Source organism: Microbispora sp. NBRC 16548 (genome assembly GCF_030268985.1).
Taxonomy (GTDB): domain Bacteria; phylum Actinomycetota; class Actinomycetes; order Streptosporangiales; family Streptosporangiaceae; genus Microbispora; species Microbispora catharanthi.
In genome coordinates this window covers 336,549-361,599 of the sequence record NZ_BSSF01000006.1, presented here as the reverse complement: position 1 = coordinate 361,599, position 25,051 = coordinate 336,549, and the positions used below count along the sequence as shown (strand labels likewise).

17 protein-coding genes are annotated in these 25,051 nt (G+C 71.8%); 6 read left to right on the top strand and 11 right to left on the bottom strand.

Annotated elements, in window-relative coordinates; all coding sequences use genetic code 11:
• Positions 1 to 46 precede the first annotated feature (46 nt).
• The 3 genes from QSK36_RS19020 (at position 47) to QSK36_RS19010 (ending at position 3,819) form a co-directional block, all read left to right on the top strand.
• Positions 47 to 1,897, top strand: coding sequence for a cellulose binding domain-containing protein (locus QSK36_RS19020; protein WP_285783343.1), 1,851 nt, complete (start codon positions 47 to 49; stop codon positions 1,895 to 1,897).
• A 144-nt stretch (positions 1,898 to 2,041) separates the two neighbouring features.
• The gene (locus QSK36_RS19015; RefSeq protein ID WP_183539669.1) at positions 2,042 to 3,187 is read left to right on the top strand and encodes a sensor histidine kinase; all 1,146 of its coding nucleotides are present in this window, start codon (positions 2,042 to 2,044) and stop codon (positions 3,185 to 3,187) included.
• Entirely contained in the window at positions 3,184 to 3,819 is a 636-nt protein-coding gene (locus QSK36_RS19010; protein WP_285783342.1) for a response regulator, read from the top strand. Before QSK36_RS19015 ends, QSK36_RS19010 begins: the two co-directional genes overlap by 4 nt.
• A 54-nt stretch (positions 3,820 to 3,873) precedes the next feature.
• Here QSK36_RS19010 and QSK36_RS19005 read toward each other — a convergent pair whose 3' ends face one another.
• Together QSK36_RS19005 and QSK36_RS19000 are read right to left on the bottom strand one after the other, a co-directional pair.
• On the bottom strand, positions 3,874 to 5,304 hold the full coding sequence (locus QSK36_RS19005) for a M1 family metallopeptidase (RefSeq protein ID WP_285783341.1): 1,431 nt from the start codon (positions 5,302 to 5,304) through the stop codon (positions 3,874 to 3,876).
• Positions 5,305 to 5,367: 63 nt separating this feature from the next.
• Complete coding sequence (locus QSK36_RS19000) at positions 5,368 to 8,220, bottom strand: M14 family zinc carboxypeptidase (RefSeq protein ID WP_285783340.1); 2,853 nt, start codon at positions 8,218 to 8,220, stop codon at positions 5,368 to 5,370.
• Between the two features lie 358 nt (positions 8,221 to 8,578).
• Between QSK36_RS19000 and QSK36_RS18995 the strand changes: the two genes are divergently transcribed.
• Both QSK36_RS18995 and QSK36_RS18990 read left to right on the top strand, forming a co-directional pair.
• Positions 8,579 to 10,588, top strand: a complete 2,010-nt coding sequence (locus QSK36_RS18995) for a serine/threonine-protein kinase (protein ID WP_285783339.1) — start codon at positions 8,579 to 8,581, stop codon at positions 10,586 to 10,588.
• Positions 10,589 to 10,684: 96 nt separating this feature from the next.
• Positions 10,685 to 12,262, top strand: a complete 1,578-nt coding sequence (locus QSK36_RS18990; RefSeq protein ID WP_285783338.1) for a serine/threonine-protein kinase — start codon at positions 10,685 to 10,687, stop codon at positions 12,260 to 12,262.
• Between the two features lie 127 nt (positions 12,263 to 12,389).
• On the opposite strand, the gene QSK36_RS18985 is transcribed toward QSK36_RS18990, so the two are convergent.
• Genes QSK36_RS18985 through QSK36_RS18975 form a run of 3 tightly spaced genes read right to left on the bottom strand, consistent with a single transcriptional unit; the run spans position 12,390 to position 14,324 of the window.
• A complete protein-coding gene (locus QSK36_RS18985) occupies positions 12,390 to 13,319 on the bottom strand; it encodes an RluA family pseudouridine synthase (protein WP_139574408.1) in 930 nt (309 codons plus the stop codon).
• On the bottom strand, positions 13,312 to 13,875 hold the full coding sequence (lspA, locus tag QSK36_RS18980; protein ID WP_285783337.1) for a signal peptidase II: 564 nt from the start codon (positions 13,873 to 13,875) through the stop codon (positions 13,312 to 13,314). The genes QSK36_RS18985 and lspA overlap by 8 nt, the downstream gene beginning before the upstream one ends.
• A gap of 53 nt (positions 13,876 to 13,928) precedes the next feature.
• On the bottom strand, positions 13,929 to 14,324 hold the full coding sequence (locus tag QSK36_RS18975; protein WP_139574410.1) for a TraR/DksA family transcriptional regulator: 396 nt from the start codon (positions 14,322 to 14,324) through the stop codon (positions 13,929 to 13,931).
• A 704-nt stretch (positions 14,325 to 15,028) separates the two neighbouring features.
• On the opposite strand from QSK36_RS18975, the gene ileS reads away from it, so the two are divergent.
• Positions 15,029 to 18,214 carry an isoleucine--tRNA ligase gene (gene ileS / locus QSK36_RS18970; RefSeq protein WP_285783336.1) on the top strand — a complete coding sequence of 1,062 codons (3,186 nt, stop codon included), beginning with the start codon at positions 15,029 to 15,031 and terminating at the stop codon, positions 18,212 to 18,214.
• 432 nt (positions 18,215 to 18,646) lie between these two features.
• Here the strand turns inward: ileS and QSK36_RS18965 are convergent, their stop codons facing one another.
• From QSK36_RS18965 to ftsZ, 6 genes are all read right to left on the bottom strand, one after another.
• On the bottom strand, positions 18,647 to 20,695 hold the full coding sequence (locus tag QSK36_RS18965; RefSeq protein ID WP_285783335.1) for a hypothetical protein: 2,049 nt from the start codon (positions 20,693 to 20,695) through the stop codon (positions 18,647 to 18,649).
• A gap of 46 nt (positions 20,696 to 20,741) precedes the next feature.
• The gene (locus QSK36_RS18960) at positions 20,742 to 21,605 is read right to left on the bottom strand and encodes a DivIVA domain-containing protein (protein ID WP_079318308.1); all 864 of its coding nucleotides are present in this window, start codon (positions 21,603 to 21,605) and stop codon (positions 20,742 to 20,744) included.
• A 49-nt stretch (positions 21,606 to 21,654) separates the two neighbouring features.
• Positions 21,655 to 21,942 (bottom strand): YggT family protein, encoded by a 288-nt coding sequence (locus tag QSK36_RS18955; protein ID WP_139574549.1) that lies wholly within the window; start codon positions 21,940 to 21,942, stop codon positions 21,655 to 21,657.
• Between the two features lie 83 nt (positions 21,943 to 22,025).
• Positions 22,026 to 22,553 (bottom strand): cell division protein SepF, encoded by a 528-nt coding sequence (locus tag QSK36_RS18950; protein ID WP_139574418.1) that lies wholly within the window; start codon positions 22,551 to 22,553, stop codon positions 22,026 to 22,028.
• 134 nt (positions 22,554 to 22,687) lie between these two features.
• Positions 22,688 to 23,401: a YggS family pyridoxal phosphate-dependent enzyme gene (locus QSK36_RS18945; protein ID WP_183539652.1), complete on the bottom strand. Its 714-nt coding sequence runs from the start codon at positions 23,399 to 23,401 to the stop codon at positions 22,688 to 22,690.
• Between the two features lie 33 nt (positions 23,402 to 23,434).
• Positions 23,435 to 24,892 carry a cell division protein FtsZ gene (gene ftsZ, locus QSK36_RS18940; protein WP_285783334.1) on the bottom strand — a complete coding sequence of 486 codons (1,458 nt, stop codon included), beginning with the start codon at positions 24,890 to 24,892 and terminating at the stop codon, positions 23,435 to 23,437.
• Between the last annotated feature and the right edge of the window lie 159 nt (positions 24,893 to 25,051).

Here is a 25,051-nt window from a genome sequence, read left to right as displayed (position 1 = left end):
CTGCGCCCGGAGAGGGCGACAGCGCGACCGCTCGAAGGAGCTCCCCATGCACGGCTCGCTCACCCGCCGGCGGCGCGCCGGCCTGGCCCTGCTGACGTCGGCGGCGCTCGCCGCCGCGTCGGCCCTGGTGGCGGCGACGGCCGTCACCGCGCCCGCCTCCGCCGCGACCTCCGCCACCGTGACGGTGAACACCGGCACGAGCCTCGGCACGATCCCCGCCGCCGGGCACGGCGTCAACGTCGCCGTCTACGACGGGAACATGAACAGTTCCCCCATCTCGGGTCTGCTGCGGGACGCCGGCTTCACCGCCGTCCGCTACCCCGGCGGGTCGTACGGCGACATCTACCACTGGAAGACGCACACCACCGAGGGCGGCTACGTCGCCCCGGGCACCGACTTCGACACCTATGTGAGCACGGTGCGCTCGGCCGGCGCGCAGCCCGTCGTCATCGCCAACTACGGAACGGGCACGGCCCAGGAGGCGGCCGACTGGGTGCGGTACGCCAACGTCACCAAGGGGTACGGCGTCAAATACTGGGAGATCGGCAACGAGGTCTACGGCAACGGCCACTACGGCTCGGGCTGGGAGCAGGACAACCACGCCGACAAGAGCCCGAGGGCGTACGCGAACAACGTCCTGCAGTACATCTCGGCGATGAAGGCCGTGGACTCCTCGATCAAGGTGGGCGTCGTGCTCACCACCCCGGGCGGCTGGCCGGACGGCGTCGTCGGCTCGGGCGACAGCGCGGACTGGAACAACACGGTCATGTCCATCGTGCAGGACAAGGCCGACTTCGTGATCGTCCACTGGTACCCGGGCGCCACGTCGGCGGCCGACAGCCTGACGAAGGTCTCGCAGATCGCCCCCATGGTGAGCACGATTCGCTCCCTTCTCGGCAAGTACGCCGGGAGCAGGGCGTCGAGCATCGGCATCGCGGTCACAGAGGCGAACCTCAACTACCAGCTCAACAGCGCGACGACAGCCCTGGGCGCCGCGGACAGCTACCTCACCTGGTTCGAGAACGGGGTGATGAACGTCGACTGGTGGAGCCTCCACAACGGCACCAGCAGCAGCCCGAAGACCAACGACGACGGGACCACCGACTACAACGACTTCGGCATCCTGTCCTCGGGCAGCTCCGGGGAGCCCGCGGTGAACACGCCGCTCCCGCCGTACTACGGCCTGGCCATGGTCGGCAGGGCCGGCTCGCCGGGTGACACGCTGGTCAAGGCGTCCTCGTCCAGCTCGCTGCTCGCCGCGCACGCGGTGAAGACCTCCGGCGGCGTCAACGTCGTGCTCGTCAACAAGGACCTGAACAACTCCACGACGGTCTCGCTGTCCTACTCCGGCTTCTCCCCGGGCGGCGCGGCCACCGTCGTGCAGTGGCGCAAGGGCGCCACCTCGATCAGCACGAGCACCGCGTCGTCCGCCACCTCGATCACGCTCCCGCCGTACTCCATCACGGTCCTGAAGGCGTCCGGCGGCGGCACCGCGTCGCCGTCGCCCTCGCCGTCCGCCTCGCCCTCGCGTACGCCGTCGCCCTCTCCGTCGCCCTCCCCGTCGGCCTCGCCCTCGGCCTCTCCCACGCCCGGCGGCTCGGGGTGCTCGGCGACGTACAAGGTGGTCAACTCCTGGCCGGGCGGCTTCCAGGCCGATGTGACGGTGACGAACACCCGCACCACCGCGATCTTCGGCTGGACCGTCGGCTGGTCGTACCGGAACGGCCAGACGATCAGCTCCTCGTGGAACGCCACGGTGTCCCAGTCGGGCGCCGCCGTCACGGCGAAGAACGTGAGCTACAACGGCAGCCTGGCCGCCGGCGCGTCCACGTCGTTCGGCTTCACCGCCAACGGCGCCGGTGACGTCCCGTCGCCGATCTCCTGCACCACCGGCTGACACCCGGCCGCGCCCGCCCGTACGCACGGGCGGGCGCGGGCCCCCGCTCGCCGGCACATCGAGCGGCGGATAGACGCGGGCATGACCGCGGTCATGGTTCCGATGGGCGATTGCGTCCGATCCGAATCGCTCTAGGGTCGAGTCATGGCGCGTTTCGACTGGCTTCGCGACGCGGACCGGCCGTTCCTGTTCAACGTCGTGTTCTGGGCGATGATGACACTCCTGACCGCCGGCCTCGTGCAGGCGGTCGCGACCGCCGCCGCCACCCCGCTGGAGTACGTGCTCTTCGCCGCCAACGTCGCGCTGCTCGCGGTGCTCTGGCCGACGCTGCCCTGGAATCCGGCGCGGGGCCGTCATTGGGTGGCCCCGCTGTTCCTGGCGGCGACGATCATGCTGGGGTTGACCGGCTCGCGGCAGACCCACCTGCCGCTGATCCTCATCGCGGTGGCCAACCTCGCCTTCCTGTACGGCATGCGCGTCGCGACCGCCATCCTGTCCTGCGTCGTGGTCGGTTCCGTGTTCGTGCCCCCGCTTTTCGGGTCGACGATCGCCGACGGCATCGTCCAGGCCACCGCGATGGCGGTGTTCTCCGCGTTCGTCCTTGGCATGGTGGCGTCCATACTTGAGGCGCGGCGCAGGCGGGAGGAGGCCCAGGGTCTGCTGGAGCGGATCAGGGAGCTGGCCGTCGCCGAGGAGCGGGCGCGGATGGCGGCGGAGATGCACGACTCGGTCGGCCACCACCTGACCGTCATCAAGATGGGCCTGGAGAACGCCGAGCGGTTCCGCGAGCGCCGCCCCGAGTCCGCCTGGGCGGAGGTCCGCCAGGCCAAGGAGCTCACCGTGGAGGCGCTGGCCGACGCGCGGCGCTGGGTGCGCGCGCTGCGGCCGCTCGCGCTGGACGGCCGCGTCGGCAGCGCCGCGCTCGAACGGCTCGCGGCGTCGTTCGACGGCACCGGCATCACGGTGAGCTTCGAGGTGCGGGGCGAGGAGCGGCGTCTGGAGGCCGACACCGAGCTCGTCCTCTACCGGGTGCTGCAGGAGGGGCTCACCAACGCGCTGCGGCACGCGAAGGCGGAGCACGTGCACGGCACGCTCACGTTCGGCGACGACCAGGTGGCGCTCGTGGTGAGAGACGACGGAACGGGCAGGGACGACCGGGCGCGCGGCGGCTTCGGGCTGACGTCGCTGGCGGATCGGGCCAGGGCGCTCGGCGGCACGCTGGCCGGCGGCAACAGGCCGGGCGGCGGGTTCGAGTTGCGCGCCGAGCTGCCGCTGGGGGTGCGGGCATGACGCCGGTCAGGGTCGTGCTGGTGGACGACCAGGCGCTGCTGCGCCAGGGGCTGCGCAAGCTGCTGGAGGTCGAGGACGGCATCGAGGTCGTCGGCGAGGCGGCCGACGGCCACGAGGCGCTGCGGGTGATCGGCGACCGCCGTCCGCACGTGGCGCTCGTGGACATGCGCATGCCGGGCATGAACGGCGTGGAGCTGATCGTCCGCCTCGCCGCCGAACATCCGGAGGTGGCGGTCGTCGTGCTCAGCACGTTCGACGAGGACGAGTTCATCTTCGGCGCGCTGCGCGGCGGCGCGACGGGCTACCTGCTGAAGGACTGCTCGCCGGAGGACCTGGTCGCGGCCGTCCACCGGGTGAGCCGCGGGGAGACCGTGCTGGGCAGCCCGGTCGCGGCCCGCCTGGTCGCCGAGCTGCGGCACCTGCCGGTGAGCCCGGTCGCCTTCCGCGGGCAGGAGCTGCTGTCGGCTCGCGAGGTGGAGGTGGCGCGGATGGTCGCCGCCGGGGCCGCCAACAGGGAGATCGCGGCGCGCCTGTTCATCACCGAGGGCACGGTCAAGAACCACGTGTCCAGCGTGCTGCGCAAGCTGGGCCTGCGCGACCGAATCCAGCTCGCCCTGCACCTGCGTTCGTGAACGCGCCACCCGAAAAGACCGGCGGCTCCCCTGCCGGGGAGCCGCCGGAACGGTTCACCAGGAGGCGGGCTTGCCCTTCTGGAACAGCCACACGTCGAAGAACGCCTTGAGGTCCATGCCCGAGACCTTCTCCGCCGCCCGGATGAAGTCGGCGGTGCCCGCGTTGCCGTACCGGTGCTCCGTCGCCCAGTCCTTGATCAGCGTGAAGAAGGCGGCGTCGCCGATCTTGCCGCGCAGCGCGTGCAGCGTCATCGCGCCGCGGTTGTACGGCACGTTGCCGAACATGTCCTCGGGGCCGGGGTCGGCCGTGACGATCTGCCAGAACGACGAGGTCGCCGCCCGGCCGTAGTTGCCGGAGCCGTTGAACGTCTGCTGCGCGGTGGCGCCCCCGGTGTGCTCGGTCCACAGCCAGGTCGCGTACGTCGCGAAGCCCTCGTTCAGCCAGATGTCGGACCACTTGCCGACGCTCACGCTGTCGCCGTACCACTGGTGCGCGAGCTCGTGCGCCATCGTGCCGACGCCGGGCGCGCTGGAGAAGATCGGCTTGGTCTGGCTCTCCAGGGCGTAGCCGACGTCCGGCGCGCGGTCGATGACGGCGCCCGCCTGGTTGAAGGGGTACGGCCCGAAGATCGAGGAGAAGTAGTCCAGGATGTCGGGGATCCGGGCGACGGCCGCGGCCGACTGGGTCACCAGACGCGGGTCCACCGCCGTGTAGACCGGGATGCCGCCGGGCGTGGTCGTCTCGTTGACGACGAAGTTCCCCAAAGTCACCGTGGCGAGGTAGGTCGCCATCGGCTCGGCCGAGTTCCAGACGAACGTCGTCTTGCCGTTCGCGGTCGTCGTGGACACCAGGCGGCCGTTGCCGACCACAGTGACGCCCTCGGGGACCGTCGCGCGGAAGGTGAACGTCGCCTTGTCCGCGGGGCTGTCGTTGGCCGGCAGCCACGCCGGGGCGCCCTGCGGCTCGCCCGGCACGAAGGCGCCGTCGTCGGTCGGCACCCAGCCCTCGATGGAGCCGTCGGGGTCGGTGACGACCGGCGGCGTCCCGGCGTACGTCACCGTGACCGTGAAGGCCTCCCCGGTCTTGAGCTTCGGCCGCGGGGTGACGACGAGCTCCTGCCCGTCCCGCCGGTAGGCGGCCGGGTGCTCGCCCACCTTCAGCGACGTGATCTGCGGGCCGCGGAAGTCCAGGTCGAACTGGTCGAGGTCCTGGGTGGCGACCGCGGTGATCACCGTCGTCGCGTCCATGACCTTGGTGGCGGGGTCGTACGTGAACGTGACGTCGTAGTGCCGGACGTCGTAGCCGCCGTTGCCCTGGTCGGGGAAGTAGGGGTCGCCGAGCGAGGGGGCGCCCGCGGAGTAGCGCGGCTCCCCCGGGTTCCCGGGAGCGGCGAGAGCGGTGGTCGCCTGGGTCGCGGTGAGCAGCGCGGCCGCGAGGGCGGCACCGCCGAGCCGCGCCGCCCGGCGCGAACGGGACGATGTCATGGAAGTCCTTTCATGGGGCCGAGCGGCCGGGGGCGGCCGCTCGGCCCGGTTTCCTGCGGAGGATCAGGCGACGACGGAGCGGAGCGGGATGCCCGCCGCGCCGAGGTCGCGGACCAGGTCGCGGACGAACGGGTGCTCGTCGGCGGACAGTCCGTCGGGGTTCGGGATCGTGATGTAGGACGAGCCGTCCGCGGACGCGGTCAGCGCCGTGTCCGTGTAGCGCTCGACCACCGCCTGCGTCCGCGCGAGGTCGGCGTCGGCCACCTGGATGACGATCGGCCGCCACTCCCCGCCGAGGTTCGGCGGCTCCTGCGCCGCCGCCGCGGCGCTGCGCAGGGACTCCGTCTCCGGCTGTGCCGAAGCGATGCGCTGCTTCGCCTGAGGCGACGCGTGCGGCGCCTGCGCGGCGCCCGCCGGGTACAGCAGCGCGTTGGCGAGGAGGTGGATGCCGTTCTCGTTGTACGCCCTGAACAGCGGGTTGTACGCGAACAGCAGGGCGTGTCCCGCGCCGGTCGGCTCGTCGACGAGAGAGGCCGTGCCCTTGAGCGCCTCGGCGCCCACCGTGTAGCCGTTGGACCAGAACGTGTCGTCCGAGGGATAGGTGAGCACGTTCACCCCGGTCTGGCTGGGGTTGAGGATCGGGTCGCCGTTGTTGAACTGGAAGTCCTCCGCCGGGCGGCCGAGCGACACCGGACTGCCCTGGGCCACGTCCACCCGGAAGTGCGAGCCGATGACCTGGTAGCCGGTCGGCTTGGCCTTCTCGGTCGTGGAGGTGAGGCCGGCGGCCCTGGCGACCCGGGTGCCCTCGTTGCGCAGCCCGACGTACGTGCCGCCCGCGGCCACCCACTGCCTGAGGTTGGCCAGGCCCTGCGCGGTCAGCCCGCCGTTCGCGCTGCTGCCGTCCGGGACGAGCAGGACGGTCCGCCCGGTTAAGGCCGGGGTGTTGCCGTTGATGTCGGCCGTGGTCACCGGCGTCAGCCCGAGGCCCCAGCGGTCGCCGAGCACGTAGCGGGCCTCGCCGTACGAGCCGGAGGTGGTGGAGACGCCGGTGCCGGCGAAAAGGCCGACGTCGGGCGTGCGCAGCGCGGCGCCGGAGGCCGGGGCGCCGCCGCCCTCGACCGTCACGCCCAGGGAGCGGGCCAGCTTGTCCAGCTCGCCCCGGTTCATGGCGGTGGCGGGCAGGCCGACGACCCCGGTCCGATCGTCACGCGTGAGCGGCACGCCCGCGCCGAGCAGCCGGAAGGTCAGCTCGGAGGCGGCTGCCGAGTCCATCGGGTAGGAGTACGACCCGCCCCGGGGCGCGGCGGAGGCCACGCCGCCGTCGACGTCCTTGACGAGGTCGGCCTTCGGCGACAGCTCGTCGCCGGTGGAGATGGTGTTCACGCCCGCGAGCAGCGGGTTGCTCCACGAGGAGACGTCGTAGAAGTAGGGGAACGGGACGTACGGGTCCTCCCCCATGACCGCCTGGATCCAGTGCTTCTGCGGCTGGTCCATCGGAATCCAGTAGGCCCCCTCGGGGACCGTCACGTCACTGGCCGTCCGGCCGCCGAAGACCCGCGCGGAGGGCACCTTCACGGGCTTTTTCACCCGGTAGACCTCCACGTCCATGCGGCGCAGCCGCTCGACCAGCCGGCGCACGTCGCCGATCTGCCGGTCGGGCAGCAGGAAGTACGACCGGATCGTGATCTCGGGCACCGGGAACCGGACGGTGTTCGCCGGCTGGACGACCTCGTTCGGCTCCAGGGCGCCGGCGGCCCCCTCGGCGAGCGCGGTCTGCCAGATCGAGTAGTAGCCGTTCAGGACCTCGCGCCTGTTGTCGGCGGCCCATCCGGTCGTCGCCCACTGGGTGTTGAACTGCTGCTGCACCCGGTCCTCGACCGCCGACGAGCTGCCCTTCTCGAACGTCATCCCGGCGGCGCCGAAGCCCGCGGCCGGGACGCTGTCGCCGTAGCCCATGTAGAAGAGGTCGTACGTCGCGTAGTTGAAGTAGCACTCGGCGGTGACCGCGCCGCCGCAGGCGCCGTTGTAGCCGAAGCCCGCCGCGTTCGCCGCGCCGATCCGGTTGATCCAGTTCACCGGCTGGTCGGCGATCTCGTGGTGGATCGGGTCGGCGTTGGGCGGGAAGAAGTACTGCCGCCCGCCCATCTCGTGCGCGTCGACGAAGACCTGCGCCGGATACCGGCGCAGCATCTCGATCTTGCCGTCGGTCTCCGGCTGCGTGCGGGCGAACCAGTCCCGGTTGAGGTCGAAGCCGTACTCGTTCGTCCTGCGGCTCGCGTCGCGGCCGTCCGGGTTCTGGGTCGGCATGATGACCGTGACCAGGTTGTCGTTACGCTTGGCGACGTCGCAGGACAGGCCGCTCGCCAGCTCGTACAGGGTCTTGAGCGCGGCGTCGGCGCCGCTCTTCTCGCCGCCGTGCACATTGCCGGCGATCCAGACGATGGCGGGCGAGTCGTCGGCGATGCGCGCCGCCTTGTCGGCCCGCAGCGACCTCGGGTCGCGCAGCGAGCGGATCTGGTCCGCGATCTTCTTGAGCTGCCCGGGGACCATGTTGTGGGAGTCGGACACGATGGCGTACGGCAGGTCCTGGCCGGTCACGCTGTGCGCCACGGTGCCCGTGATCACGCGGTCCGAGGCGCCTCCCACGGCTTCCACGTACTTGTCGATCTCTTCGGTCGTGAGCACCCGGGGCTGTCCCTTGCCCAGCGGGAAGCCGAAGAACTGCTCGGGGGCCGGCACCGTGCCCAGGTGGGCGTTCGGGTCGGTGCTGCACCGTCCGGGCGCTTGGCGGGCGTCGGCCGGGTCGGCCCGCGCGGGGGACGCGGGCGTCAGCGTGAGCGCTGCCGACACCAGGATCGCGGCGCCGAGCGCCATGCCGTAGGGGGATCTTCCGCACAACGTCGTGCGTAACCGCATCTCGCCTCCAGGCGGGGGGACGGGGATGTCTCGGGGGGAGCACCCGTCCGGGAAACGACAAAGTCACTGCGGACAGTATTAGAAGGGAATAAACCGGACAAGACGCCGCGAAACATAACTACGCCGAATGGGAAACTGTGAGCAATGGCGTTTTCGCAAGTCAATGTGGGAGCGACTGACCGAATCCTCCTTTTATAACGTCCGATAACGACTGCGCATCGGGTTCGCCCGCGTCAGCGGCGGTCACAGTCCGCCGCGCGGCGCGCGAGTTCCATCGCCGGCGCGATGTCGTGAGATCGAAGACGGACGGCCGCGCGCCGGGCTGTGGGACCATTCAGGGGGTTTCGAGGAGGACAGGGTGGACGAGGAGCGTCGGGTGGCGGGCAGGTATCACCTGCTCGAGCCGATCGGCCGCGGAGGCATGGGCGTGGTCTGGCGCGCCCACGACGACCTGCTCGACCGCACGGTGGCCGTGAAAGAGGTGCTCTACCACCCCACCTCCGAGGAGGACAGGGAGACGTTCAACCGGCGCACCATCCGCGAGGCGCGGGCGGCGGGCCGCATCGACCATCCGAACGTCGTCGTCGTCCACGACGTGATCGAGGAGGACGGCCGCCCCTGGATCGTGATGCAACTCGTGCAGTCGCGGTCGCTGGGCCAGGTGCTGCGCGAGCAGGGCGCCCTCCCGCCCGGCCGGGTCGCCGCGATCGGCCTGCAGGTGCTCGACGCGCTGTGCACCGCGCACGCCGCGGGAGTGCTGCACCGGGACGTCAAACCGGAGAACGTGCTGCTCAACGGGGAGACTCGGGTGGTGCTGACCGACTTCGGCATCGCGACGATGCCGGAGGAGACCGGGCTGACCATGACCGGCGGCATCACCGGCACCCCCGCGTTCATGCCGCCCGAGCGGCTGAACGGCCACCCCGCGACCCCGGAGTCCGACCTCTGGTCGCTCGGCGCGACGCTGTACGCCGCGGTCGAGGGCAGGACCCCGTTCGACCGCAACTCCCCCGTGGCCACGATGGCGGCCATCCTGCACGACGACCCGGCCCCGCCCCAGCGAGCGGGCGCCCTGACGCCGGTGCTCGAAGGCCTGCTGTGCAAGGACCCGGCCCGGCGCATCGGCGCGGCCGAGGCCGCCGCCCTGCTCAACGCCGCCATCGCGGCCGGCCCGGGACACGCCGCCGCATCCGATCTCCTGAAGAACCGGCCCGAGCCCGGCGCGTGGAGCGGCACCCCGTCCGGGCCGTCGCAGCCGCCCGCCGGCCCGTGGCCGCAGACCCCCTCCGGCTGGAACAGCATGGACAGCGGGCCGTCCGTCCCGGGACAGCCGGGGCAGCCCGGATCCTGGAGCCAGAGCCCGGCCGGCCCCCCGCAGCCGTACGGCGCCCACCAGTCGTACGGTGCCCACCAGTCGTACGGCGGCCCGCACCAGTCCGGCGGCTCCGCCTCCTGGCCCGGGCCCGCCGGTCACCCGGGGCCGACCGGCCCCGGCGGCGCGGGCATGGCGGGCTACCCCACGAGTCCGGGCGGCCAAGGGGTCCAGACGGGCCACGCGGGTCCCGGCGGACCTGCCGTCCCGCCGGGAAGCCACCCCGGCGCGTACCCCGCACCGGGTGCGCGCCCTCCGGGGCGCGGCTCCGCCGCCAAGGTGACCCTGTTCGTCCTGTTACCGCTGCTGCTCGTGGCCGTCGTCGCGGGCGGCTGGTACGGCTACCGCACACTGGCCGGCAGCGGAACCGTCGCCGAGGACCTCACGCCTACGGGGACCGATCCCACCTCGGGCTCCGATCACACGTCGGGGAACACTGGTCAGAGCGCCTCCGGCGAGCCGTCCGCGCCCCCGTCGAAGGAGCCGACGGAGGAGCCGACAGAGGAGCCCTCGGAGGAGCCGTCGCCGGAACCCTCCACGCCGGCGACGGGCACGCTGCCCAAGGGGTGGAAGACCCACCGCGACACGCTGGGCTTCTCGATCGCCCTGCCGGCCGGCTGGGTCCCGTTCCAAAGAGAGGCCACCCGCGTGCGCTTCCACGACCCGGGTGGGCGGGACTACCTGCAGGTCGACTTCACCCCCTGGGAGACCACGGACCCGGTGGCCGCCCTGCGCACGGTCGAGGCGGCCTCGACCAAGAAGGGCTACCTGCGCGGCTACGAGCGCATCGGCCTGACGTCCAGGAGATACCTCGGTGTTCCCGCCGCGGACTGGGAGTTCACCCACACGACCGACGCCGGCAAGGTGCGGGTGCTCGACCGCGCCTTCAGGCTCGACGACGGCCGTTGCGTCGCCCTCTACTGGCAGGTCGCCGACTCCCGATGGACATCCGGTTTGTCCTACTTCAACGCCTTCGCGCGCACCTTCCAGCCGTAATAACGATTTGGTGAAGATCCGCAGGTCAAGGGGGATTTCGCCCCAGAAGAGTAACGATGTCGCATGCGTTCGCCCAAGAGGGGTAGCGCGACAACCATGGCTGAAGCGCAGACCTCCGAACGTGTCGTGGCAGGACGCTATCGCCTGATCGAGCCGCTGGGGCGGGGCGGCATGGGCACCGTGTGGCGGGCCGTCGACCAGGTGCTCGAACGAGAGGTCGCCGTCAAGGAGCTGCTCGCGTCGGCCGAGCTCACCGGTCCGGAGCGGGAGGTCTTCACCATCAGGACCTTCCGCGAGGCCAGGGCCGCCGGGCGGTTGAGCCATCCGAGCGTGGCGGCAGTGTACGACGCCTTCGAGGAGAACGGCTACCCCTGGATCGTCCTCGAACTGATCCCGTCCCGGACGCTGGGATCGGTCATTCGCGAGGAGGGCCCCCTGCCGCCGCGGCGAGTGGCGGAGATCGGGTCCCAGGTGCTGGCCGCACTGCGCGTCGCCCACGTGAACGGGGTGCTGCACCGGGACGTCAAACCCGACAACGTGCTGCTCGCCGACGACGGCCGGGTCGTGCTGACGGACTTCGGCATCGCCGCGATGGAGGACGACTCGCCGGTCACCCGCACCGGCATGCTGATCGGCACCCCGGCGTTCATCGCACCGGAGCGGGCGGCGGGACAGCAGGCACAGCGAGCGTCGGACCTGTGGTCGCTCGGAGTGACGCTGTTCATGGCCGTCGAGGGGCGCTCGCCGTTCCACCGTGGTCACGCGCTGGCGACCCTGGCCGCCGTCATGTACGAGGAGGCGGGCCCGATGCACAACGCCGGGCCGCTGGCACCGGTGATCGAGGGCCTGCTGATCAAGGATCCGGCCCGCAGGATGACCACGGACTACGCGGCGCAGCACCTGCACGCCGTGGCCACCGGCCAGGTGACCGACCCGGTCGTGCCGCGTCCGCGGCAGCCGCCCCGGCTCGCCCGGCTCATGCCCATCTTCGACACCACGCCTTCGGCTCCCGCATCCATGCCCGTGTCCGCGCCCGTGCCCCTCGGCGAGGGCACCCCGACGCCGGTCCCGGTGCCCGCGCCCGTACTGGTGGGCCGACGCCGCAGGCCCTGGGCGCTGGCGGCGGGCTCCGGGGCACTCGTCGCGTTCGTCGGGCTGGCGGCCGGCGCCGTCGCGTTCACCACCGCCAGGCTTCCGGCCGACCCGAGGGGGACCGCCGTGGTGAGCACGCCCACGGTGACGGTCTTCGCGACCAGGACCGCCGAGGCCCCCAAGACCGGAAAGCGGACAGAGAGCCGCGAGGCAGGCAAGACGGACACCCAGCCGGTGGCCAACACCGGGAGCGGCGCCGCCGGCGGGCACCGTACGGAGGAACGCGGGGGGCCGCCCGACAGGTCCCCCGGGAGGTCACCCGAGAAGCCCGGCAGGGGAAAGCCCAAGGACAAGCCCACCGGGGCCGCGCCCAAGGGATCTCCCCCTGGGAAGCAGACAGGCAAGGGATCCGGCAAGGGGACGCCCCCCACGTCCAAGCCCGGGAACGGCGGCGGAAGCGTCAAGCCGTCCCAGGGCAAGGGTGGGGGCCAGGGAAAAGGCGGGGGTCAGGAGGCCGCCACGGACGACACCGGTGACATCCCCGACGGCTACACCCAGCCGGAAAACGACTGGAATGCCTGACCTCCCGCCGACGTCCGTACCGCCCGACCGCGCCGTCACCGCCCGACCGCGCCGTCACCGCCTGACCGCGCCGTCACGAAGCGCCGCGGGGCTGCCATCCGGGCGGGCAATGGGCGGGAGCGCGGCGTCAGCCCTCGTCCGCGAGGATCTCCAGCGCGTTGGCCAGGTCCGCGGGGTAGTCACTGGTGAAGGTCATCCACTCCCCCGTCGCCGGGTGCTCGAACGACAGCGAGACCGCGTGCAGCCACTGCCGGCCCACTCCGAGGCGGGCGGCGAGGGTGGGGTCGGCGCCGTACAGCAGGTCGCCCACGCACGGGTGCCTGAGCGCGGCCATGTGGACCCGGATCTGGTGGGTCCTTCCGGTCTCCAGCTTGATGTCGAGCAGCGACGCCGCCCGGAACGCCTCGATCGTGTCGTAGTGCGTGACCGAGTCCTTGCCGCCGGCCACCACCGCGAATCGCCCGTCGCCCGACGGATGCCGGTCGATCGGGGCGTCCACGGTGCCCCGCAGCGGGTCCATGTGCCCCTGGACGAGCGCGTGGTAGCGCTTGTCGACCGTGCGTTCCTTGAACGCCCGCTTGAGGTGCGAGTAGGCCCGCTCGCTCTTGGCTACGACCATGACGCCGGTGGTGTTGGCGTCGAGCCGGTGCACGATGCCCTGCCGCTCGGCCGCGCCGCTCGTGGACACCCGGTGGCCGCCGCCGAGCAGGCCGCCGATCACGGTGGGGCCGGTCCACCCGACGGTCGGGTGCGCCGCCACACCGATCGGCTTGCTCACCACGACGACGTCGTCGTCCTCGTACAGGATCGCCATGCCCGGCACGGGCTCGGCCACGGGCATCGGCGCGGCGGGCGGCGGCGGGATCGTGACGTCCAGCCAGGCACCGGCGTGGACGCGGTCGGACTTGGCCGGGACGGCGCCGTCGACCAGCACGTCCCCGGAGGCGATCAGTTCGGCCGCGCGGGTGCGGGAGAAGCCGAAAAGCCGGGCCAGGGCGGCGTCGAGGCGCTCGCCCTCCAGGCCGTCCGGCACGGGCAGGCTGCGCTGGTCACCCATCGGCCCGCTCCCCCGCCGGCTCGCCGGCCTGCTTGCCCGCCTCGCCCTCCGCGTGGTCCTGCGCGTGGTCCTGCGTGTGGTCCTCGACGGGCTCGTCCGTCTGGCGGGTGCCGTCGATCTGGTAACCGCGCCAGGCGAGGAACACGGCGAGCACGCCGCCGCACACGATGCCCGAGTCGGCGAGGTTGAACACCGGGAACCGGGTGACCGGGAACACCTGGATGAAGTCGACCACATGCCCCTGGAACGGGGCCGGCCACCGGAAGATGCGGTCGGTCAGGTTGCCGACCGCCCCGCCCAGCAGCAGGCCGAGCGTGATCGCCCAGGGCAGGCTGTGCAGCTTCCGCGCCGTACGCACGATCGCGACGACGACGGCCAGCGCGATCATCGTGAACACGATCGTCATGCCGGTGCCGATGCTGAAGGCGGCGCCGGCGTTGCGGATCACGGTCAGCACCAGCGCGCCGGGCACAACGGTGAGAGGCTCCTCGTGCTCCAGGAACTCCACGACGAGGAACTTGCTGACCTGGTCGAGCGCGTAAACGACCGCGGCCACGGCGACGAGGAGAGCGATCCTCCGCGCCCGGTTGGGCCGCGCAGGTTCGCCGCTCAGCGGCGCTCCTCCCGCTGCTTGCACGCTACGCACAGCGTCGCCCTCGGGAATGCCCGCAGGCGTTCCTTGCCGATCGGCTTGTGGCACGATTCGCACTCTCCGTAAGTCCCTGCCTCGACGCGGGCGATCGCCCGCTCGTTCTGCGCGAGCAGGTCGCGCGCATTCAGGGTAAGGGCGATCTCACGCTCACGCTCATACGTCTTGGCCCCGGCGTCCGCCGGATCGTCCCCCGCGCCCTGGCTCACGTCTCCGGACGCGAGCTGTTCCTCCGCCCGGGCGATGTCGGCGCGCAACTCCTCGATCTCGTGCCGCAGCCGCTCACGGACCTCGGCGAGCTCCTCGTCGGACCAGACGTCGTCACTGATGGCGGTTCTCGCCGTGCGCGTCGTCATTGCGGGCCTCCCCTTCGCCCAGAACCCGTCGAGCCCCGGACGCCCTTCGAGCGGGTGTGATTCGAGCCGGTCCGGGCAGAATAAGTCGCCGATAACGGATCGGCAACGGACTCGCTGAGGCTTTTACCCCACCCGTAACCGGGGTGGCGCATTCGGCCGGCTCCTCCTCGTCGCCCTCTATTTCGATCACTTTGTCGCGGGCGGTGCCACCGGGACCCATGCCCCGGATCCCGAGGCGACGGCCCGCGGGGCGGCCTCCGTCGCCCTTCCACCGGCCGCCGGTGGCCACCCGCACACCCTCACAACAATCGCGGGGTCTCCGCGTGTTCCTCCCACGTATTCCCGCGACGAGCCGGGTCTCACCCGGGACGTCACCCGCATATCGGGAAGCCCTTCCGGCCGGGTTGCGTTATCGTCTTAGTCTGCAAGGCGTTGATGGGGACGAGTACCTCCGCATCCGCCCGCTCAGCGACCCGGGGACGGTGTGAGCCCGGGGCGGGCCGCGAAGGGAAAGATCACCCCGGAGCCGCCGGAAGAAAGGCCGTCCCGGCCGAGTAGAACCGGCAGCGGAGAGCAAAACGAGAGGGCGTCCGGCACCGGCCGGGCGTCAAGAAGGGTGGTACCGCGGAGCCGTCTCCGGCTTCGTCCCTTCACGCCATGTCAGCAGCGCTGTCACAGCCACCGCGTGGAGGTCCCGCCCGACGATGTCTTCCCAATATTTCCGCTCACTTCCCGCGCAGGTCGACCTGCCGGCCCTCGAACACGAGGTCCTCGAACGCTGGCGGGACGGGAAGGTCTTCGAGCGCTCGCTGCAGCAGAACGCCGACGGCCCCTCCTGGGTGTTCTTCGAGGGCCCGCCCACGGCCAACGGCATGCCCGGGGTGCACCATGTCGAGGCCCGCGTCTTCAAGGACGTCTTCCCCCGCTACAAGTCGATGCGCGGCTACCACGTGCCCCGTAAGGCCGGCTGGGACTGCCACGGCCTGCCCGTCGAGGTCGCCGTCGAAAAGGAACTCGGCCTCTCCGGCAAGCCCGAGATCGAGTCGTACGGCATCGCCGAGTTCAACGCGCGCTGCCGCGAGTCGGTGCTGCGGAACGTCGACGCGTTCGAGGAGATGACCGAGCGGATGGGCTACTGGGTCGACATGTCCCAGGCCTACCGCACCATGGACCCCCAGTACGTCGAGGCCGTCTGGTGGTCGCTCAAGGTCGTCTGGGACAAGGGCCTGCTGTTCCGCGACCACCGGATCACGCCGTACTGCCCCCGCTGCGGCACCGGGCTGTCGGACCACGAGCTCGGCCAGCCCGGCGGCTACGAGACCGTCTCCAGCCCGTCGGTGTACGTGCGGATGCCCGTCGTCTCCGGCCCCCTGGCCGAGATGGACGCCTCGCTGCTGATCTGGACCACCACTCCCTGGACCCTGGTGTCCAACACCGCGGTCGCCGTGCACCCCGACGTGACGTACGTCGCGGCCCGGCGCGGCGACGAGGTGCTCGTGGTGGCCGAGCCGCTGCTGCGGCGGGTCCTCGGCGAGGACGCCGAGGTGCTGGCCACCTACCAGGGCTCCGAGCTGGAGCGCACCGCCTACCGGCGCCCCTTCGACCTGGTGGACATCGAGGGCGCCCACTACGTCGTGCTCGGCACGTACGTCACGGTCGAGGACGGCACCGGCCTGGTCCACCAGGCCCCCGCCTTCGGCGCCGACGACATGACCGTCTGCAAGCGCTACGGCCTGCCGGTGGTGAATCCGATCGGCCCGGACGGGCGCTTCCTGCCGGACGTGCCGTTCGTGGGCGGCATGTTCTTCAAGGACGCCGACGAGCCGCTGACGGAGAACCTGCGCGAGCGCGGGCTGCTGTTCCGCGGCGAGCACTTCGAGCACAGCTACCCGCACTGCTGGCGCTGCCACACCCCGCTGCTCTACTACGCGCTCCCGTCCTGGTACATCAGGACCACCGCGATCAAGGACCGGCTCCTCGCCGAGAACGAGCGCACCAACTGGTTCCCCGAGACGATCAAGCACGGCCGGTACGGCGAGTGGCTGCGCAACAACGTCGACTGGGCGCTGTCGCGGTCCCGCTACTGGGGCACCCCGCTGCCGCTGTGGGTCTGCTCGCAGGACGAGGAACACGTCACCTGCGTCGGCTCGCTGAAGGAGCTGGGCGAGCTGGCGGGCCGCGACCTGACCGGGTTCGACCCGCACCGCCCGTTCGTCGACGACGTCACGTTCCCCTGTCGGCATCGTGTCGGAGACGCGTCAGGGGCACTGTGCCGGGCGGAGGCGCGGCGGGTGCCCGACGTGATCGACGTCTGGTACGACTCGGGCGCCATGCCGTTCGCCCAGTGGGGCGCGCCGCTGGTCAACAAGGACGTCTTCGAGAACTCCTTCCCCGGCCAGTTCATCTGCGAGGCGATCGACCAGACCCGCGGCTGGTTCTACTCGATGATGACCGTCGGCACGCTGGTGTTCGGCCGGTCGTCGTACGAGAACGTGCTCTGCCTCGGCCTGATCCTCGCCGAGGACGGCCGCAAGATGAGCAAGCACCTGGGCAACGTGTTGCGGCCCATGCCGCTCATGGACCAGCACGGCGCCGACGCACTGCGCTGGTACATGGCCACCTCCGGGTCCCCCTGGGCGCCCCGGCGGATCGGCCACGCCGCGCTGGAGGAGATCGTCCGCAAGGTCCTGCTGACCTACTGGAACACCGCGTCGTTCTTCGCGCTCTACGCCAACGCCGAGTCGTGGTCCCCGGCCCGGATGGCCGAGGCCCCGGCGTACGCGGAGCGGCCGCTGATCGACCGGTGGGCGCTGGCGGAGCTGCACCGCACGGTGGCCGAGGTCACCGCGTCGATGGAGGAGTTCGACACCGCCCGGGCCGGGCGACGGCTCACCGAGTTCCTGGACGACCTGTCCAACTGGTACGTCCGCCGCTCGCGCCGCCGCTTCTGGTCCGGCGAGGCGTCGGCCTTCGCGACGCTGTACGAATGCCTGGAGACCGTCACCCGGCTCATGGCCCCGCTCGTGCCGTTCCTCACCGACTACCTCTGGGACGTGCTGCGCGACCCGGACGCCCCGGCCTCGGTGCATCTGTCCACCTGGCCGGAGGTGAACGCCACGCTGCTCGACCCCGAGCTGTCGGAGCGGATGGCGCTGGTGCGCCGCCTGGTGGAGCTGGGCCGGTCGGCCCGCGCCTCGTCGTCGGTGAAGACCCGCCAGCCGCTCGGCCGGGCCCTGGTCGGCGCCCCCGGCTGGGCCGCGCTCCCCGGCGAGCTGCGCGACCTGATCGCCGACGAGCTCAACGTCCAGCGGCTGGAGGACCTCTCCGGGTTCTCCGCCGACCTGGTGACGTTCACGGTCAAGCCCAACTTCCGCAGCCTCGGCAAGCGGTTCGGCTCGCAGACCAAGCTCGTCGCCGCGGCCGTGTCGGGCGCCGACGCGGCGGAGCTGGCCCGGGCCCTGCGTTCGGGCGGCTCCGCGACGGTCGAGGCCGCCGAGCTGGGCACGGTGGAGCTGGACGCGGACGACGTGATCGTGACCGAGCAGCCGAAGTCGGGCTGGGCCGTGGAGACCGGCGCGGTGGACACCGGCACCGGCGAGACCGTGGCGCTGGACCTGGCGATCACCGACGAACTGCGCCGGGCCGGCCTGGTCCGCGACGTGATCCGGCTCGTCCAGGAGGCCCGCAAGTCCACCGGCCTGTCCATCACCGACCGCATCCACCTGTGGTGGTCGGCCGACGGTGAGCTGGCCGAGGCGCTGCGCGAGGGCGGCGACGCCGTCGCCGACGAGGTGCTGGCGGCGAGCCTCACCGAAGGCGTCCCGGACGAGGACCTGCCGGTCCACGAGGACGCCGACCTCGGTCTGTCCTTCCGCCTGCGCAAGGCCTGATCCCGCAGCCGATGGGGCCGGTCGCCGACCGGCCCCATCGGCGTGTGTCATCGCCCAGCCACCGGCAAAACCCTTGATCAGCCGTCTGCCCGGGCCGCACACCGACCTGGCGGATGATGCGCAGCGCGGTCTCCACCGCGGAGGGGTACCCGGCCGCCTCTTCGAACGTCAGCCCCTCGGGCATACGGGCCCAGGCCGACAGCACGGCGAACTCGGCATAGGTGCTCGAACCTTCGCCCTGTTCCTCCAGGGAGGACAGGGGCCGGACGGGCTGTCACGAGTCGCTGAACGCTTGGGTTTCGACGTCGATCTGCTCGAGCGACCGGTCCGGCCGTCCGCCGCGGCAGCCCGCGAGGGGCGCCTACGTAACCATGCCGAGGCGGAAAGAGCGGCGCACCCACATCGCGCCGCGTCGAATGCGCAGGCCGCGTCTCAGCCGTTCTGGCAGACCGAGCAGGGGGTGAGGCCGGCCTCGTCGGCCTCGGCCCGTGTCATGGTCTCGATGCCCGAGTCGCCCATTCCGCTGATCAGGGGGCAACCGGCCTCGTGGTAGCGCCGCGTGCCGACCATGACCCGCACCCGCGTGTCCCCGTCCGCGGACGGCTCCGCCGCGTCGTCCGCGCGATCCTCACCGGTCTCGCTCCCGGACCCGCCGCGGTCCTCGCCGCCCTTGTCCGTGCTGTCCTCGTCCGTGCCACCGGGCCCGGGCGTGGCCGCCTTCCCTGCGGGGGCCGCTCCGGAGGCGCCGTCGTCCTGCCGGGCGCCGTCCTCCTCCTCGGTGGAGCCGGTGGTGGAGCCGGCCGAGGCCGCGGATCCGGCGCGCCCGGATCCGCGGGTCTCTGCCGGCTCCACCGGCTTTCCGGTCCTCGCACGCGGGGGCGTGGGGACGTTCTCCGGACGGGACGCCGCTTGCGCGTCCGCGTCGCCGGAGTCGCTCTGGTCGTCACGGGCCTGCTCGTCGTCCGCCCGGGAAGAGGAGGCCTTCTGCGGCGAGGCCGCACCCGCACCCGCACCCGCACCCGCACCGGGAGCCTTGTCCGCGGCCGCAGGTCCGTCGGACTCGCCGTCCCCCGACGACGGGGTTTCCTTCCCCGCCTCCCCGGCCGCCTTGGACCGTGCGGGGTCCCACGGCAGGGGGACCCCGCCGGGCCTGAACCAGTCGTGCTCCGCGGTGTCGGTCAGTGAGTCGTCCGTCTCGTCGTCCGCCTGGCCCGACGCCGATCCTGCCGCCGGCGGAGACCAGGCCGGTGCGGACCATGACGTGGCAGAAGGCCGGGGCGGCGCGGAGGATCCGGACGACGACCCTGAAGACGCGGCGGAGGAGGAATCGGAAGGCGAGGACGGCGGCGTGGAGGCGGCTGGCCGCGGCGGCGCCGTCGTCTCGGCGCCGGACTCCGGCGAGGCGCTCCGGCCGAACCAGTCCACCGGCGTGTGCTCGTCGCCCTCGGTCCCGGCGTCGGCCTTGGAAGCCGTGTCGCGCGCCGGACCGTCTCCCTCGTCGGCCTCGCCGGCGTCGGTGGTCTTCCCTGACGCCTTCTCCGCCGTCTCACCGGGCTCTTCGCGCGCTTCGTCGTCGGACGGCTTGCCGCCGGAGGGCGTGGACGGGCCGGCCGTGGAAGGGCCTGACGCACCGGGAACGGACGACTGGGGGCCGGACGATTCGGGGCCGGACGGTTCAGGGGCGGACGACTCGGGCAGGCGCGGCCCCGGGACGCCGGGCTGAGGGAACCGCGCGACGGGCGGCTCGCGATCAGCGGGCGTGGAACGGGACGCTTCCTGGCCGGTCGTGCCGGAGGTTGCGGCCGAAGGCGTGGTGGTCTTGGGGGCGGCTTCCGCGCGCAGGCTCTCGTCACGAGCCGCGTTGTCGCGGAGAGGGGCCTCCTCCGGCTCCGCCGTACGGGTGGAGATCTCGGGGAGACAGGTGGTGCAGGGGGTGAAGCCCTCCTCGCGGGCCTCCTCGTGCGTGAGCTCCTCGGTCTCACGCCCGGCGAGCTGGCGGCAGGTGGCCAGATGGAAGCGCTTGCGCCCGGGGATCACGAGAACGATCGCGTCGGGGGCGAGGCCGCGGCCGGAGCCGGCCGGCGGCCGCATGATCGGTCCCGTCCGCTGGGGCGGCGGAGATGGGAAGGCCTGCGGGGGCAATGCCCCGTGATGCGTGATCGGCGGGGCCGCCACCATGGGCGTCGCCACCGGATGCGCCGGTGCCCCGGCGAGGGCTCCGCCGTACGCCCCGCTCACGGCACCGACGTGCGCGAGCTGGGGCACGGACGAACCCTGGGGGGTGGGAGCGGTTCCCTCGGCGGCACGCCCACCGGCAGGGAACAGCTCATGGCGTCTCAGCAGTGCCCCGATCAGCAGGCAGACCGCCGACAGCACGCTGACGACGATCGACCACATCACTAGAGGGGGTGTCCCCAGCACGACGCCCGCGATGAGCAGGACGATTGCGGCGAGGACCAGTGCGGCACTGATGAGGATCACGGGGGGTTCTCCGAGCTATCGGGTCCCTGTGAGGACCCGCCACTGCTTACCGGCGGTCGTTGTGGGGGCCGTCGGGTCCGGGGAAGGCGCCGGAGTGCTGCGAGGGCTCCTGGCCGAACGGGTTGGGGGCGGCGGTCATCTGCTGGGGACCGGGGGCGACGGCGTGGGCCATGGCCGGGGCGGCGCCCACGATCGGGAAGCCTCCGCTGCCCTCACCCGCGACGTTCAGCTCGGCGAGCTGGTTCTCCAGGTACAGCTTGAGACGGCTGCGGTACTCGCGCTCGAAGCTGCGCAGCTCCTCGACCTTGCGCTCCAGCTCGTCGCGGGTCTGCACGAGGGTGCCCATGGCCTGGCGGTGCCGCTCCTGGGCGTCGCGCTCCAGCGTCTCGGCGCGGGCGCGGGCGTCGCCGATGATCTGCTCGGCCTGGCGGCGGGCCTTGCCGAGGATGTCGTCGGCCTCACGCCGGGCGCGGGTCACGGTCTCGTCCGCCTCGCGACGGGCGTCGGCGATCGCCTGGTCGGCCGTCTGCTGGGCGAGGGCGAGCACGCGGGCCGCGGTGTCCATGTTGTCCTCGGCGGGCGGCAGGCCCATGCCGACGGGCACCGGCTCGGGACGGGCCGGCTCCGGAGGCTTGATCGGCTCCGGCTGGGGAGCCATCATCTCGGGCTTCGGCTCGGCCACGGGAGCGGGCGCCATCTGCATGGAGCCGGGCATGCCCATGCCCCCGGGAACCTTGCCCCTGAGGCACTCGGCCAGCTTCGCGCGGAGTTCCTCGTTCTCCTGGATGAGGCGGTCCAGTTCGGCCTCGACCTCGTCGAGGAACGCGTCGACCTCCTCCTCGTCGTACCCCGGCCTCAGCCGGGTGGTACTGAACTGCTTGTTCCGCACATCGGCGGGCGTCAACGGCATTTGGGTCTCCTTGGCGCGCTTGGAGTCTGTCCGGTCGGACGGTACCCGATCAACGAAGCGCGTTCACGACTTGGATCAAGACCAAAACCACAATGAACAGCACTGTGAAGCTCAGGTCAAAGGCCACCGTACCCAACCTGAGGGGCGGAATGAAACGGCGGAGGAACTTGAGAGGCGGGTCGGTCACTGTGTAAACCGCCTCCGCCAGCACCAGGACGACCCCGGTGGGCCGCCAGGCGCGGGCGAACGCCTGCACCGTATCTATGATCATTCTGCCGATCAGCAGAACCAGGAAGAGGGTCAGGGCGATGACCAAGATCTCGCTAATGATCCCCACGGTCGAGCCCCGCCTCCCCTCGGTCCAGCCGCCCTCGGGCCGCACGGGCACCGCTCAGCCGGTCACTGTTCATGTATGGAACTCTAGCTCTGGTTGAAGAAGCCGCGTTCCGCGATTCTGGCCTTGTCCTCGGCGGTCACCTCAACGTTGGCGGGGGACAACAGGAACACCTTGTTGGTAACACGTTCGATGCTGCCGTGTAGGCCAAAGACGAGACCTGCCGCGAAATCGACAAGGCGCTTGGCGTCGCTGTCGACCATCTCTGTCAGATTCATGATGACCGGCGTGCCCTCGCGGAAGTGCTCGCCGATCGTCCGCGCCTCGTTGTACGTGCGGGGATGCAGGGTGGTGATGCGCGCCAGATCGGTCGTACGGCGCTCCAGCACGGTTGTGGGGGGACGCGGAGCGGGGACGGCCGTCTCGGTGTCGTCCTCGCGCTCAAGGGGCCCGGAGTGCGTGCCCGAGGGGCCGGCGAAGCCGCGCCGCGGCGACTCGAACTCCTCGTCGCCGTACTCCTCGTCGGTGCCGTACTCTGCCGCGTACCTGTCTTCGTAGCGGTCGTCCTCCACGAGACCGAGGTAGACCGCCATCTTGCGCATCGCGCCGGCCATCGCTCGTCGTCCTCCGCTTTGCTGGTGCCTTCAAGGTCCCTTCGGAAGGCCAGGGCGGTAGCCGTACCCCCCTTGGAGCTCACCGCTGATCGACCTCTACCTGAGCGCGGACACCATGGTCCACTTGGGGGACATTACCTGACGAAGGGCTTTCTGCGGCCGAGCAACGCCGTACCGACTCGCAGGTGTGTCGCGCCGTTCGCCACAGCCTGGGGGATGTCTCCACTCATCCCGGCCGATATCACATCGGCGGCGGGGTGTTCCTCGCGGACCCGCTCGGCGACGGCCCGCAGCCGGGCGAACGCGGCGGCCGGGTCCTCCCCCAGCGGGGCGACCGCCATGACCCCCCGCAGGCGCAGCCCCTCCGCCTTCGCGACGAGCCCCGCGAGCGCCGGCACCTCCTGCGGCGCGGCGCCGCCCCGCCCGGCCCCGCCCTCACCCGGAGCGGCGTCGAGGTCGACCTGGATGAGGCAGTCCACCTCGCGCCCCGCGCGTACGGCCTCGCGGCTGAGCGCGTCCACCAGACGGGGGCGGTCCACCGAGTGGACCATGTGGGCGTAGGAGGCGACCGAGCGGACCTTGTTCGTCTGTAACTGGCCGATGAAATGCCAGGTGAGGCCGAGATCGCCGCACTCGGCCGCCTTGGCCGCCGCCTCCTGGTCGCGGTTCTCGCCGACGTTCGACACGCCCAGCTCCGCGAGTAGCCGCACGTCGGAGGCCGGGTAGGTCTTCGTCACCGCGATCAGGGTGATCTCCGACCGCGACCGGCCCGCGGCCCGGCAGGCGTCGTCGATGCGCCGCTCCACCTCGTCCAGCGCCGCGGCCAGTTCCTCGCGCCGGTCACCCACGGACCGCGCCCCCGGCCGCACGGACGTCCAGCGTCACTTGAGGAAGTCCGGCACGTCGAGCTCCTCCTCCTGCTCCTCGAACACCACCGGACGCCGGGGACCCGGCTGAGCGGTCCTGGAGGTGATCGGGGTCGGCGGCTCGGGAGTCGGGCGCGGGATCGACAGGGGCCCGGTGGCGCCCTGGTCGCGCCCGCCGTCGGCCGCCGCGTCGCGCGGGAACGGCGTGACCGGCTCAGCCTGCTGGGCCTGCGGCGCGGACGCGGCCTGCGACGTCGCCTGCTGGACCGGCTGGCTCGCGGGCTGGGCCGGCGGCGGCACGGGGTTCGCCGGAAGCGCGTTCATCGGAAGCTGGGTCACCGGCGGAGTCGCGGGCTGCGCCGGCGCGGGCTGCGCCACGCTGCTCATCGGACGCACCGGCTGCTGCGCGGGCTCCGCACGCGGCTCCGGCTTGGCCGGGGCGGGCGCGGGACGGGCCGCGGGCGCGGCCGGCGCCGGACGGGCCTGCTGGGGCCGCGACAGCGGCGCGGCCACCGCCTTGGCCGGTTCGGGCTCGTCGAACCCGGCCGCGATGACCGTCACCCGCACCTCGTCGCCGAGCGCGTCGTCGATGACCGTGCCGAAGATGATGTTGGCGTCGGGCGCGGCGGCGTTGCTGACGAGCTGGGCCGCCTCGTTGATCTCGAACAGGCCCAGGTCGGAGCCGCCCGCGATGGACAGCAGCACGCCGTGGGCGCCGTCGATGCTCGCCTCCAGCAGCGGGCTGGAGACCGCCATCTCGGCGGCGGCGACCGACCGGTCGTCGCCCCTGGCGTGGCCGATGCCCATGAGGGCCGAGCCCGCGCCGGACATGACCGACTTCACGTCGGCGAAGTCCAGGTTGATCAGACCGGGCGTGGTGATGAGGTCGGTGATGCCCTGCACACCGGACAGCAGCACCTGGTCGGCGGCCTTGAACGCGTCGAGCACGCTCACCTGGCGGTCGGAGATCGAGAGCAGCCGGTCGTTCGGGATGACGATCAGCGTGTCGACCTCCTCGCGGAGGGTCTCGATGCCGGCCTCGGCCTGCATGGCCCGGCGCTTGCCCTCGAAGCTGAAGGGCCGGGTGACCACGCCGATCGTGAGCGCGCCGAGCGAGCGGGCGATGCTGGCCACGACCGGCGCGCCGCCGGTCCCGGTGCCGCCGCCCTCACCCGCGGTCACGAAGACCATGTCGGCGCCCTTGATGACCTCCTCGATCTCCTCCCGGTGGTCCTCGGCGGCCTTACGGCCCACCTCCGGGTTGGCGCCCGCGCCGAGACCCCGGGTGAGCTCGCGCCCCACGTCGAGCTTCACGTCGGCGTCACTCATCAGCAGCGCCTGGGCGTCAGTGTTTATGGCGATGAACTCGACGCCCTTGAGTCCCTCCTCGATCATCCGGTTGACGGCGTTCACTCCGCCGCCGCCGATGCCGACGACCTTGATGACCGCGAGGTAGTTCTGCGGTGCTGCCACGACGAGGGGCCTTTCCGCTCGTTTGCGTTTCATGCGGGCAAGGCCCGCCGTCTTCTGAACTCTCACCCTCAAGTTGAGATTTAGAGTTATGTCAACCTGAGGATTGATACGGACAGTAGGGTTGCGCGTCCCCCAGGGTCAACTAACCGCGCCGCAAGG